At 40.7% G+C, this 12,827-nt stretch carries 11 protein-coding genes; 9 read left to right on the top strand and 2 right to left on the bottom strand.

What is annotated here, in order from left to right; genetic code table 11:
- Positions 1-51: 51 nt before the first annotated feature.
- Together B4U37_RS17075 and murC are read left to right on the top strand one after the other, a co-directional pair.
- A complete protein-coding gene (locus tag B4U37_RS17075) occupies positions 52-1,137 on the top strand; it encodes a nicotinate phosphoribosyltransferase (protein WP_088019219.1) in 1,086 nt (361 codons plus the stop codon).
- 327 nt (positions 1,138-1,464) lie between these two features.
- Positions 1,465-2,775 (top strand): UDP-N-acetylmuramate--L-alanine ligase, encoded by a 1,311-nt coding sequence (gene murC, locus B4U37_RS17070; RefSeq protein WP_010195428.1) that lies wholly within the window; start codon positions 1,465-1,467, stop codon positions 2,773-2,775.
- Positions 2,776-3,307: 532 nt separating this feature from the next.
- Here the strand turns inward: murC and B4U37_RS17065 are convergent.
- The gene (locus B4U37_RS17065) at positions 3,308-4,423 is read right to left on the bottom strand and encodes an aminopeptidase (protein ID WP_088019218.1); all 1,116 of its coding nucleotides are present in this window, start codon (positions 4,421-4,423) and stop codon (positions 3,308-3,310) included.
- A gap of 225 nt (positions 4,424-4,648) precedes the next feature.
- On the opposite strand from B4U37_RS17065, the gene B4U37_RS17060 reads away from it, so the two are divergent.
- The 3 genes from B4U37_RS17060 (at position 4,649) to ytxJ (ending at position 6,188) form a co-directional block, all read left to right on the top strand.
- Positions 4,649-5,083, top strand: a complete 435-nt coding sequence (locus B4U37_RS17060; protein WP_010195430.1) for a DUF948 domain-containing protein — start codon at positions 4,649-4,651, stop codon at positions 5,081-5,083.
- 13 nt (positions 5,084-5,096) lie between these two features.
- Positions 5,097-5,609 (top strand): YtxH domain-containing protein, encoded by a 513-nt coding sequence (locus B4U37_RS17055; RefSeq protein ID WP_088019217.1) that lies wholly within the window; start codon positions 5,097-5,099, stop codon positions 5,607-5,609.
- Between the two features lie 252 nt (positions 5,610-5,861).
- On the top strand, positions 5,862-6,188 hold the full coding sequence (ytxJ, locus tag B4U37_RS17050) for a bacillithiol system redox-active protein YtxJ (protein ID WP_010195433.1): 327 nt from the start codon (positions 5,862-5,864) through the stop codon (positions 6,186-6,188).
- 38 nt (positions 6,189-6,226) lie between these two features.
- Here ytxJ and B4U37_RS17045 read toward each other — a convergent pair whose 3' ends face one another.
- Positions 6,227-8,419, bottom strand: a complete 2,193-nt coding sequence (locus B4U37_RS17045; protein ID WP_088019216.1) for a cell division protein FtsA — start codon at positions 8,417-8,419, stop codon at positions 6,227-6,229.
- Between the two features lie 139 nt (positions 8,420-8,558).
- Between B4U37_RS17045 and B4U37_RS17040 the strand changes: the two genes are divergently transcribed.
- The 4 genes from B4U37_RS17040 (at position 8,559) to motS (ending at position 12,791) form a co-directional block, all read left to right on the top strand.
- Positions 8,559-9,635: a bifunctional 3-deoxy-7-phosphoheptulonate synthase/chorismate mutase gene (locus B4U37_RS17040; RefSeq protein ID WP_010195438.1), complete on the top strand. Its 1,077-nt coding sequence runs from the start codon at positions 8,559-8,561 to the stop codon at positions 9,633-9,635.
- Between the two features lie 229 nt (positions 9,636-9,864).
- Positions 9,865-10,863, top strand: coding sequence for a catabolite control protein A (ccpA, locus tag B4U37_RS17035; RefSeq protein ID WP_088019215.1), 999 nt, complete (start codon positions 9,865-9,867; stop codon positions 10,861-10,863).
- Between the two features lie 351 nt (positions 10,864-11,214).
- Positions 11,215-12,030, top strand: coding sequence for a flagellar motor protein MotP (motP, locus tag B4U37_RS17030; protein WP_088019214.1), 816 nt, complete (start codon positions 11,215-11,217; stop codon positions 12,028-12,030).
- Positions 12,027-12,791 (top strand): flagellar motor protein MotS, encoded by a 765-nt coding sequence (gene motS / locus B4U37_RS17025; protein WP_088019213.1) that lies wholly within the window; start codon positions 12,027-12,029, stop codon positions 12,789-12,791. Before motP ends, motS begins: the two co-directional genes overlap by 4 nt.
- Positions 12,792-12,827 lie beyond the last annotated feature (36 nt).

The following is a 12,827-nucleotide window of genomic DNA, read 5'->3' as shown; positions in this document are numbered from 1 at the left end:
ATCCGGCAAGACAGTAACCCGAAAACAGGGTCTTAAGGAGCTTTTAAGAGGATGAAAGAAATTGAGTTGAAGCTGCAAGGGAAAATTAAAAGGCTGACCAATCGCACGTTCAAATTTGACGAGCGTGTAAAAGAAGGATGGTTCTCAGCTGTATATTTTTTAAAAACTAGAGAAATCGTGAGAGCGTTTAAACCAGATAACATTGTGACGATGCAATTTTTTCAAAAAAATCATGCGGTCTTATGCGGGACAGATGAAGTCATTGCATTGATCAAAACTTTCGCTGATGACCCGGAATCACTGGAGATTTATTCCTTAAAAGATGGGGATAAAATAGCGCCGTTTGAAACGGTTTTAACTATAACAGGCCCATATCAGAATTTTGGATTCTTAGAAGGAGTTATTGATGGCATTCTGGCCAGAAGAACGTCGGTGTCTACGAATGTTTATAATGTAGTGAAAGCTGCAGGTCAAAAGCCAGTCATTTTCATGGGAGATCGTGATGATCATTATACACAACAAGCTGGGGACGGATATGCCGCGCATATTGGAGGTTCCACAGCGCAAGCAACCCATGCGATGAATGAGTGGTGGGGGAAAAAAGGAATGGGTACCATGCCACATGCCCTCATCCAGCTATTTAATGGGGACGTTGTAGAAGCTTCTAAAGCTTACCATGCAAAATTCCCTGAGGATGACCTGTTGGTGCTGGTAGACTACAACAACGATGTCATTACAGATGCATTGAAAGTGGCTAGAGAATTCGGTGACAAGCTAAAAGGAGTCCGTGTTGATACATCGAGAACCATGATTGATCAGCATTTCATCCGCCATCAAGATGTACTGGGAACCTTTGATCCGCGTGGGGTAAATGCCCCGCTTGTTTTCGCACTTCGTGAAGCACTGGATAATGAAGGTTTTCAACATGTCAAGATTGTGGTAAGCGGTGGTTTCAGTGAGCAACGCATCAGAGAATTCGAAGAGCAGCACGTACCGGTCGATATTTATGGTGTGGGTGGAAGCCTGTTGAAAATTCATATAGGGTTTACTGGAGATAACGTTGTGTTAAACGGGGAACCTCAAGCGAAGGCCGGAAGAAAATACCGTTTTAATGAACGACTAGAAAAAGTGGATTGAAGTATAGCAGTAAGTGGTATATGGAGAAACTGGTAGGAGAAAGATCTATCGGTTTTTTCCTGTGATTTACCGGTTTATAAAGGTACGGTAGAGGAAATGTTGAATTAGTGCTATAATAGGTCGTTGTTAAGAAAAGTCTTTTCTACATATGGTTTGAATCTTAAAACTTAAGGGAATAAAGGAATTAGCATTTTTAGACGCTAATCATATAATGGATTATCTATGCGGAGAAAACTACGTTTGGTATGGTACAAAAATAAAACTATTATTCAGTTCGTTTGCAGAAAATAAGCGAATTATATATAGATAAATGTTGGAGGTTTTTTCATGACCATTTATCATTTTGTTGGTATTAAAGGTTCAGGAATGAGTGCCCTTGCCGGGATATTGGACGATATGCACTTTCAAGTACAAGGTTCAGATATTGAAAAGAGATTCTTTACCCAAAAGGGTCTCGAAGAAAAAGGAATCACCATCCTTCCTTTTGACAAGGACAACATAACGGAAGATATGACGGTTATTGCCGGTAATGCATTTCCTGACACGCATGAGGAGATAGAAGCGGCAAAAGAACTTAATATACCAGTTATTCGCTACCCGCAATTCCTGGGTCAGTTTATGGAGAAATATACCAGTATTGCTGTTACGGGAGCACACGGAAAAACTTCTACTACTGGATTGCTCTCCCATGTCATACAAGGAGCAAAGCCTACTTCTTATCTTATTGGAGATGGCACTGGTCGTGGAGTAGAAGATAGTGAATATTTTGTATTCGAGGCATGTGAGTATAAGAGACATTTCTTGTCTTACTATCCAGATTATACGATCATGACAAACATCGACTTCGATCATCCGGATTATTTCGGCAGTATCGATGATGTGTTTTCTGCATTCCAGGAGATGGCTATGCAAGTGAAAAAGGGTATCATCGCTTGTGGAGATGATGAGTATCTGCAAAAAATCCAAGCAAAAGTTCCCGTGATTTATTACGGCTTTGGCGAAGAAAATGATTTCCAAGCACGACATGTGGAAAAATCGACAGAAGGTACCACATTTGATGTATATGTACGTAACAACCATTATGCTACTTTTAAAATAAATGGATATGGAGACCACAACATCATGAACTCCTTGGCTGTAATCGCATTGTGTCACTATGAGGAGATTCCAGTAGATGTGATTCAAAGCCAGTTGCTTACATTTGAAGGAGTTAAACGAAGATTTTCTGAAAAAGTAATAGGCTCTCAAGTATTGATTGATGATTATGCGCATCACCCTACTGAGATTCGTGCGACTATTGATGCAGCCAACCAAAAGTATCCAGATCGCGATGTGATTGCTGTATTCCAACCGCATACATTTACAAGAACTCAAACATTCTTAAATGAATTTGCGGAAAGTTTAAGCGGTGCTGATCATGTTTACCTATGCGATATTTTCGGTTCTGCCCGTGAAAATCAAGGAAAGCTTACGATCAATGATTTGTTGGATAAAATAGACCGTGCAGAAATCTTGTCAGAAGAAGGAACTGCATTATTGGCGAAGCATGAAAATAGCGTCATTATTTTCATGGGTGCGGGTGATGTCACCAAGTTCCAAGAAGCATATGAAAAGTCCCTTCAACACGAAGTGGAATAAATAAGAACCGGCTTTCCTTCAGGTAGAGGGGAAGCCGGTTTTATTTAGAATTTTGTTGATTTCCGTTCCAGGCGCTTCGCTTGCCTGCGGGCGTCTGCGCGCCTTCCACTCCAATTAACAAGACTTCATTTACCCTAAAGTCAAAAAACTACCTAACCGAGTTACTGAAAAACCAAAAACGTTTCTTTAACGTAATTTCTAGCTGTGTATTGGAGCATATGGCGGAGACTCCTCGAAAATGCTACACATTTTCTTCGTGCGAAGTATCGCTTTCGAAGCCTTCCTTGTCCTACGGGGAAGTAGCGGCAATGTTGAGACCCCGCAGGCTTGCCGAGGAGGCTCAAGGTCGCCCCGTGGAAAGCGCAGCCATTCGCGGAAAGGAACAGCGAGGATTACCGACTAACTACTTGATAGTGGTCATAAAGACATCGGCTGCGAGAAAATGAAGAGTTAAAAGTCTTGATGAAGTTTTAAAGAACTTAGAAACACAAAAACCACCCACATTCCCATGTGAGTGGTCCAAGTTAAATGCTTACTTCAAATTCTCCGGGTTCAATCCCTCAAGTTCTGAAACCACAAACTTCCCATCTTTTCTGATCAATACATCATCAAAATAGATTTCTCCTCCGCCATATTCAGGACGTTGAATCATTACCATATCCCAATGAATGTCAGAGTTGTTACCGTTCCAAGCGTCTTCGTAAGCCTGGCCAGGTGTGAAGTGGAAGCTTCCGTCAATCTTTTCGTCAAATAGGATATCCTGCATCGGATGTTGGATATAAGGGTTAACACCGATTGCAAATTCCCCGATAAAACGTGCACCTTCATCCGTATCGAAAATCTTATTGATACGGTCAGAATCATTGGCTGTTGCTTCCACGATTTTACCGTCACGGAAAGTCAATTTCACATTTTCATATGTGAAGCCTTGGTATGGAGATGGAGTATTATACGTAATCGTACCATTAACAGAATCCTTCACAGGTGCTGTGTATACTTCACCGTCAGGGATATTCATTTCCCCTGCGCATTTAATGGCAGGAATATCTTTAATGGAGAATGTTAGATCTGTTCCTTCTCCTGTAATACGGACCTTGTCGGTTTTATTCATCAGCTCAACAAGAGCATCCATCGCATTGCTCATTTTCCCATAATCAAGATTACATACATCAAAATAGAAGTTCTCAAAACCTTCCGTACTCATTTTTGCAAGCTGTGCCATGCTGGCATTCGGATAGCGCAGAACCACCCACTTTGTTTTTGGAACACGGATGTCACGGTGAACTTTCTTTCCAACCGTGCTGCCCTGGATTTTTTGTTTGTCATCCGGAACATCGGATAATTCAGCGATGTTGTCGCCAGAACGAAGCCCGATATACGCGTCCATGTTTTTCATTACATTTGCTTCAAAATCAGCTTTCATGCTATATTGTTCTTCTTGAGCTCCCATTAACAAGGCGCGGTCTACCTGAACATCTTTTAATGAAACGAATGGATATCCGCCAGCTTTATAAGCTTCATCGACAAGTGCTACTACAAGTTCTCTTTGCAGTCCGAAGTTCTCGATTAATACCTTTTCGCCTTTTTGAAGACGAACAGAATAGTTGATTAAATTTTTTGCAAGAGTTTGAATCCGTGGATCCTTCATTGTATTGCCCCCTAAGAGATTGGTTATGTATCATCATTATTGTAACCGATTACGCGTATTTTGTTGAATTTTTTGTCTAAAAATATTAGTAATATTTTTAAAAATTCTTTAAATTCTTGAAGGGATTTTCTCTTTGTCCTAGAATAAAACAGAGTATAGAATGTTTAAACTATAGTATGTGGGGTAAATAGTAAGTATGTACGTCAGCAGCCAGGAGGTGTCGCTTTGAGTGAATTGCTTTACATTAGCGCAATTATTGTAGCTATTGCTTTTTTAATATTGGTTATATTTGTTTCCAAAACTCTTCTTTCCGTGCAAGGCACTTTAAATCAAGTTGCCGGTACATTAGGTGGAATTGAAAAACAGATGCAAGGGATCACATCCGAGACAGAGCAGATCCTACATAAAACCAATGTATTAATGGATGACATTCAAGATAAGTCGCAACAACTTAATACGGTTGTAACTGCTGTAAAGGATGTTGGAACTTCCATTCAAGGATTTAATCATTCCGTTTCACGTTTATCTAATAATGTTGCACATCAACTAGATCAAAACCAGGATAAGGTGTCGCAAGTTGTTCAATGGTCTAATGTGGCCATGGAAATTGTCGACAAATGGAATGAGAGAAAACAGAAAAACAAAATCAACAAAATTTGAGGAGGAATCGGAAATGAGCGAAGAGAACAAGAAAGAGATGAACACGAACACTGACGGTATTAACACGAAAGACTTTTTAATCGGTACATTAATTGGTGGAATTGTGGGAGCTACAACTGCATTGTTCCTGGCTCCTAAATCCGGTAGAGAGCTTCGTGAAGATATCACGGACCAGGCGACTCAATTAAAAGAACGAACAGATAACTGGAAGGTTCAAGCTACTGAATATACAACGGAGTTAGCTGAAACTGCCAAAGATAAGAAAAACCAATTGACTAAAGCCATTACGGATCAAACACAACAAGTGATGGATAAAGTAAAACAATTGCGCGAGAAAAATGGCGATATATCCATGGAGCTGCAAGAGCAGGTTCAAGATATCATTTCAGAAGCCGCTACTGCTATTGAAACGGAATCTGATGAAATGACAGATGAAGTGAAAAAGCGCCTTGAAGATACAAAAGCTGCGTTAGAAGACGTAGAGAAAAAGCTATCTGCAAACGAAGAAGACAAAGAAGAAAAATAAACAATCTCATAACTTGAGAATAAAACGGCGAAGTGGTATGATAACTTCGCCGTTTTTAATTTCCTGAGAGATTTATAGCTGTAGATTGGAGCAAAAGCGAAGACTCCAGCGGGGGAGTAGCGACAATGTTGAGACCCCTGAAGCGTTGTGAGGAGGCTCAAGGTCGCCCCGCGGAAAGCGAAGCCATTTGCGGAAATCAACAGCGGTGTCAGCCGCCATATTCTTAAAACAAGCAGAAAAGGGTGTAATAGTATGAGCAAAACTATCGTACAATCTGTAGAAGAATTCGATCAGATCGTTCAAGAAAATGATACTTTTTTATTCTTCAAAAACAGCACAACATGTCCAATCAGTCATGCAGCATTTGAAGAATTCGAAAACTTTGTAGCAGACCAAGATCAGGTTCCATGTTTTTATCTAAATGTCCAAGAAGCTAGACCACTCTCCAATCATATCGCGGAGACATTTGATGTAAAGCATGAATCTCCGCAAGCGTTATTATTTAAAAATGGAAAAGTTGCATGGAGTGCAACCCACTGGAAGATTACCCATTCTTCCCTTCAAGAGAACGTAAAATAAAACGAACGTGCGACTATGCACGTTCGTTTTATTTTGGATCAAGCCTTATCTTCCAAGTTGACTTCTAGGACTTTACTTTTCCACTCTATGTCTAGTTCATCCCCATGGTCGATAAAGTCGTAGAAAGAGGCTTCCATGCCATTTTTCTTTAACATAAAGGATCCAGCGCCTTTTGGTCTGTCTATATCGACGAAGCGGAACATATCTTGAAAAATGAATGGCTCCTTGCGCCTGATCATCACTTGCAGGTGGTCGCCTCTATGTAGGATATCCTCCTCTTCAAGCAACTTCCCATTGCGATAAAATTCAAGCAACACCTTACTCAAGACAACTCTTTGCCCTTTATAAGTGACGGCTATTTCTTGTTTGGTTTCATACTGTTGATTGATAGCAAGCATTTTTACTGTAGGTGTGCTTCCTTTTTCCCAGACAATACTGTCTTCATTGGAAAAATGGTCATGTAAAGTGACTTGTTTTCCATTCTTCTTCACTTGGACAGAAAATGGTGAAAGGTTGGTTTTCTCGTCGTTTATGAATAAGTGAAATGGCTCAAGATCCTTTTCTGCAATTTCATTGCTCTGCAACAGAAGGTCCCTTATGGTTTCCGGGTAGGTGAATGTAACCTTATCGCGGTCTTCGAGTTGTTGGTCCAATGAGACTGGATGACCGTTAAGGAGTATACTTGGATTGATAGCTTCAGCTTTGCCGTTTACAGCTACGGAAACGATAGGTAACGTTGTTCCTACAACCTCACGGACAGTAATCGCGGCTGCTTTTCCATCCACGCCTTTTTCCACCATAATGGCATCACCATTTTCAATAGGATCAAAACTTTGAGCTGGCTGTCCATTTTTTAAAATCTTCGGTGCTTCGCCAAAACTTCCTGGACATGTAATTCCTTTCCCGTTCACCTCAACCATTAATGCCAAGCCTGGCTTCCCAACCAATTTGTTGATGCTAATCCCCGCAGCTAAAAGGCTGTCTCCAATGGTCAGCTTTTTCACATCAAATAAACGAACGGGAAGCTCATTGACGGTGACAGAAACGTATTCGATTGGTTTTTCCTTTGCAGCAATGGCAATCCCGATAGGCGTGATAAATTCAGGTCCTTTTACAGGGAGGTCTGTTTGATCCAATTGCCCAATCGCGTCTACGCCTCGAATTGCTACACGATTTTCAGGTAAGCCCAGTTTTTCAGCAATGAGCAAAGGGAGAGAAGGGGTAAGGCTTCCACCTCCCACAAGCATGACAGCTTTAGGGGCTATTTGGTTATTTTGCCTCTTAATCTCCTTTGTGATAGAGGAAGCGAGTTTCTCTATCGAGGAGTAAATCTGATCTACCATTTCTTGTTTGGAGAGAGTTTGTTCAAAGCCAAGAATATCGGTAAAGGTAATATCCTCCTTATGGAGCAAGTCGCGTTTTGCTTGTTCGGCCTGTGGGAAGTCAAGTAGAAAAGCATCACTCAAACCTTCTGTAATTTCATCCCCAGCAACAGGGACCATTCCGTATGCAGTGACAGTCCCATCCATGGAGATGGCCACGTCAGATGTACCAGCACCAATGTCTACTAAGGCGATATTCAATCTTCGCATAGAAGGAGGAATGAGGGCATTAATCGCTGCAATCGGTTCAAGTGTCAGGGCTTCAAGTTGAAGGTTCGACCGTTGAAGGGCTGAAATCAATGATTCTACTACGATTTTAGGTAAGAATGTGGAAATAATCTCAACAGATGCTTTTTCCCCTCTTTGATCGAGCAGGCTGCCAATCTCTTCTTCATCCAAGTAATACCTTAGAACTGAGTATCCTACACAGAAATATTGGTTTGCTGAGTCAATCTCACTTTCTTGGAGTAACTTCCTTTGCGCTTCCTGAACAGCGGAAAGTTCTAATAAAAATATATCGTCTTCTGTAAAAAGTGCTTTCCCTTTAATATCTTGAATCGCATAGGCCGTCTGTGTTTTTAAGGCTCTTCCTGCTGCAGCGACACATACTTTTTTTAATGGTCCATGTTTTTCTTCTAACTTTTCTTTCACATATGTAATTACTTTAGAAACTGCCAAAATATCATGAATTTGACCATCCAACATGGCGCGTTCTTCGTGCTCTTTTACTACTATATCCTTGATGCGGAACTTACTCTTATCTTGTTCTAACAGTAGTCCTACCACTGACCTTGTTCCAATATCCAATGCGAAAATCAAAGAAGATTCACCATCCCTATGTAGCATCATATAATACTTTACCGCTTAAAAGCGTTTAATTAATAAAGAAAAAATCCGTGACAATCAGAAAGTCATCGTTTATAATAACTAATTAATAGAAATGTACCACAACTCGGTACTGTTATAAATACAGAAAGGATGAAATTATATGAGTCATAACGAATTAGATGCCTTGCGAAAACAAGTCGAAGAACTAAACTTACAACTATTAGAGGTTATTAACAAGCGCGGTGAGCTTGTCCAAGAAATTGGAAAGCTTAAAGAGGCGCAAGGTGTAAATCGATATGACCCTGTCCGTGAGAGAAAAATGTTGGACCTGATCACGGAACATAACGATGGACCTTTCGAAACTTCCACTTTACAGCATTTATTCAAAGAGATTTTCAAAGCAGGTCTTGAACTGCAAAAAGATGATCATAGAAAAGCTTTACTGGTATCCCGTAAGAAAAAACCGGAAGATACGGTTGTTGAAGTAAAAGGAGTAAAAATTGGCGATGGATCTCAAAACTTCATCGTCGGCCCTTGCGCAGTTGAAAGTTATGAACAGGTTGCCCAAGTTGCCCAAGCAGCAAAAGCGCAAGGAATTAAACTTCTGCGTGGTGGGGCATTCAAGCCAAGAACATCTCCATACGACTTCCAAGGACTGGGATTAGAAGGTTTAAAGATATTAAAACGTGTTGGTGATGAGTTCGATATGGCAATCATCAGTGAAATCATCAACCCTGCTGATATTGAAGTCGCATGCGATTATGTAGATGTTATCCAAATCGGTGCACGTAACATGCAAAACTTTGAACTATTGAAAGCTGCTGGTGCAGTGAAAAAGCCAGTTCTTCTAAAAAGAGGACTTGCAGCTACGATTGATGAGTTCATCAATGCAGCTGAGTACATTATCTCTCAAGGTAATGACCAAATCATTTTGTGTGAGCGTGGAATCAGAACGTATGAGAAAGCTACACGTAATACATTAGATATCTCTGCTGTACCAATTTTAAAGAAAGAAACTCATTTACCTGTATTTGTGGATGTAACACATTCCACAGGTAGAAAAGATCTTCTATTGCCTACAGCAAAGGCAGCACTTGCAATCGGTGCGGATGGAGTGATGGCTGAAGTTCATCCTGATCCGGCAGTAGCACTTTCCGACGCGGCACAGCAGATGGACATCGATGAGTTCAATGAGTTCATCACTGAATTGCGCAGTCACTACGCATACAAATCATAATAAGATTTCACCAAAGACGAGCGGGCAGAACGCTCGTCTTTGTCTGTTTTCATAAGTTTTCATAAAAAATTTACATTTAGCAAAAGATATAAGCAGGAGTATAGTAAATTCATTGCTTGTCTGCTTAGAATAACGTATGATTATTAGATAAATGCGTTATTTTGCCAAATTTATCTTATTAAATATTGCCTTACATAGATGCATGTATATAGAAGGAGAGTGTGTGTGAATGAATGTAACGATTTATGATGTTGCAAGAGAAGCGAATGTTTCCATGGCAACGGTTTCCCGAGTAGTAAACGGAAACCCGAATGTAAAACCAACCACAAGAAAAAAAGTGTTGGAAGCAATTGAACGTCTTGGTTATCGTCCCAATGCAGTAGCCAGAGGGCTAGCAAGCAAAAAAACAACAACAGTAGGAGTTATCATCCCTGATATCTCCAATATCTTCTATGCAGAGCTTGCTCGCGGAATTGAAGATATTGCAACGATGTATAAATACAATATTATCTTAAGCAATTCCGATCAAAATGTGGACAAGGAATTACACCTGTTAAACACGATGCTTGGCAAACAAGTAGATGGAATTGTTTTCATGAGTGGTAATATAACAGAAGAACTGGCTGCTGAATTTGAAAGATCACCAGTACCTATTGTATTAGCAGCATCGATTGAAAAGGACAATAAAGTGCCATCAGTGACCATTGATTATGTTCAAGCCTCTTTTGACGCTGTAACAGCATTAATTGAAAAAGGGCATAAACGAGTTGGTTATGTGTCAGGTCTTTTTGAAGAACCAATCAACGGTGAGAAAAAATTGACTGGCTATAAACGTGCACTAGAAGAAGCAGGTCTTTCTTATGATGAGGAGATCGTGATAGAAGGTGACTATTCTTACGATTCCGGTATAGAAGCTGTGGAAAAACTTATCGGAATGAAGGATCGTCCAACAGCCATTTTTGTTGGAACGGATGAAATGGCTTTGGGAGTCATTCATGGTGCTCAGGACAACGGACTAAACATCCCAGAAGATATTGAAGTAATCGGTTTTGATAACACTAGACTGGCAACAATGGTCCGTCCGCAGCTCTCTACAGTTGTACAACCGATGTATGATATCGGGGCAGTAGCCATGAGACTATTAACGAAATTTATGAACAAAGAGAAAGTAGAAGACCAAACTGTCGTACTTCCACATAGAATTGAATTTAGACGCTCAACAAAATAAAAATACTGTCGATATAGATAGTAAAAGAAGAGGACAACCACCAAAACGTTTGTCCTCTTTCTTTATCTAAAAACGACAATCAATTGATTAATCCACTATCCCCAGTTGACTGGCGTGGAAGGTGGGAGACTCCTCGAAAATGCTAACGCATTTTCTTCGTGCGATGAATTGCTGCGGAGCTTTCCTTGTCCTGCGGGGGAGTAACGGTAGATTGAGACCCCACAGGAGAAACCGAGGAGGCTCAAGCACCGTCCCGCGGAAAGCGACCACCTGCAACGAAAGGAAACTGGGAGTTAGTGTAGTAAGTCAATTTAAAAACAAACAAGAGCGTTTAAGGTCAGGGGAGAAAGTATGAAAAAGTTTGATATGTTAACACCAATAGGTATCGTTCTCGGTTTGGCGATGATAATGTTTGGAATATTAAGCGGAAACGGTCTTGCAGGATTAGCAAGTTTCCTGGATCCTGCGTCCTTGTTCATTGTATTAGGGGGAACGGCAGGGGCACTATTCATTAGTTTTAATATGAAAGAATTGAAGCTTGTACCCGTAGTCGTAAAAGCCGCATTTTCCCGTAAGGAAATGGAACTGCCTGTTCTGATTAACACATTTGTCCGCCTTGCTGATCGAGCAAGAAGAGAAGGCCTACTTGCTTTAGAGGCAGAATTGGAAGATGTGGATGATGAATTTATTAAAAAAGGGATACTTCTCGCCGTTGACGGAGTTGAGCCAGAAGTCATCAATGACATCATGAATGCAGAAATAAGCGCAATGGAAGAGAGGCATTTAAAAGGGAAAACCATCCTGGACAAGGCAGGGGAATATGCACCTGCTTGGGGAATGATTGGAACCCTGATCGGACTAGTTTTAATGCTGAACAACCTGAATGATCCAACTACCTTGGGACCAAACATGGCCATCGCTATCTTGACCACATTATATGGGTCCCTGATTGCCAATCTAATCTGCATTCCTATGGCCAATAAATTGGGAAACAAAACAGAAAAAGAAGTTTTTCTCAAACAAATTATTATAGAGGGTGTTATTGGGGTGCAGTCTGGCCAGAATCCTAAAATCCTGGAAGAGAAATTATCCGCATTCCTTACTTCGCGTGACCGCGTACAAGAAGAAGTAATGGAAATGGAGGCATTGGAGGAAAGTGTGCGATGATGCTAAGAAAGAAAAAGAGGGGCACACCTCCAGGAGCACCCATTTGGATGGTAACATTTTCGGATCTGTTCATGCTGGTTTTGGTTTTCTTCATCTTGCTTTTCTCTATGTCTCAAATTGACTTGGTAAAGTTTAAAGCGGTAGCGGAATCGTTTAAGCAAGTAAATATCTTAGATTATAATCCTTCTGCTGTTCCTTTTGAGCACCCGACAGATTTCTCTGTGAATACGGAGTCGACCAATAACCAAGAAGATGTAGCGAAAAACGAGGAACAAACGCAAGAGAATGAAGATAGTTTGGCAGAGCTGCTTGTGGAGGTACAAACATTTTTAGCAGAAAATGACCTCGAGGATGTAGTGGTTGCTAACAGAACAGAGCGTGGCATCGTTCTCGTGCTAGAAGAAAAGGTTTTATACGAGACGGCTGAAGCCAGAATCCTTCCAATTGCACATCCTTTTCTCGATAAAGTCGGAACATTATTAACGAAAATCCCGAACCTGGTCAAAGTAGAAGGACATACCGATAACAGACCAATCTCAACAGAAAAGTTTCCTTCCAACTGGGAATTATCTGCAGCACGGGCTAGTAGTGTGATTCGATACCTTGTTGAATCTCATGAATTGGATCCTGAGCGCTTCAGCGCAGTAGGTTATGGTGATACAAGGCCGATTGTAGACAATACGTCAGATACTAATTATCAAAAAAATAGAAGAGTAGAAATAGTCATCTCTGATCCTCAAAAAGAAGTCGCAGTAAATTAAAAATGCGAAAAACCAGCTCTTCACGCTAAACGGCGT

The organism is Sutcliffiella horikoshii, assembly GCF_002157855.1.
Lineage (GTDB): Bacteria > Bacillota > Bacilli > Bacillales > Bacillaceae_I > Sutcliffiella_A > Sutcliffiella_A horikoshii_C.
This window is presented reverse-complemented; position numbering and strand designations above follow the sequence as displayed.

Coding starts and splice junctions, on each gene's coding strand:
- B4U37_RS17065 (WP_088019218.1), bottom strand. CDS start 4,423: ATGAAGGATCCACGGATTCAAACTCTTGCAAAAAATTTAATCAACTAT.
- B4U37_RS17040 (WP_010195438.1), top strand. CDS start 8,559: ATGAGTCATAACGAATTAGATGCCTTGCGAAAACAAGTCGAAGAACTA.
- murC (WP_010195428.1), top strand. CDS start 1,465: ATGACCATTTATCATTTTGTTGGTATTAAAGGTTCAGGAATGAGTGCC.
- B4U37_RS17055 (WP_088019217.1), top strand. CDS start 5,097: ATGAGCGAAGAGAACAAGAAAGAGATGAACACGAACACTGACGGTATT.
- motS (WP_088019213.1), top strand. CDS start 12,027: ATGATGCTAAGAAAGAAAAAGAGGGGCACACCTCCAGGAGCACCCATT.
- ccpA (WP_088019215.1), top strand. CDS start 9,865: ATGAATGTAACGATTTATGATGTTGCAAGAGAAGCGAATGTTTCCATG.
- B4U37_RS17075 (WP_088019219.1), top strand. CDS start 52: ATGAAAGAAATTGAGTTGAAGCTGCAAGGGAAAATTAAAAGGCTGACC.
- B4U37_RS17045 (WP_088019216.1), bottom strand. CDS start 8,419: ATGATGCTACATAGGGATGGTGAATCTTCTTTGATTTTCGCATTGGAT.
- motP (WP_088019214.1), top strand. CDS start 11,215: ATGAAAAAGTTTGATATGTTAACACCAATAGGTATCGTTCTCGGTTTG.
- ytxJ (WP_010195433.1), top strand. CDS start 5,862: ATGAGCAAAACTATCGTACAATCTGTAGAAGAATTCGATCAGATCGTT.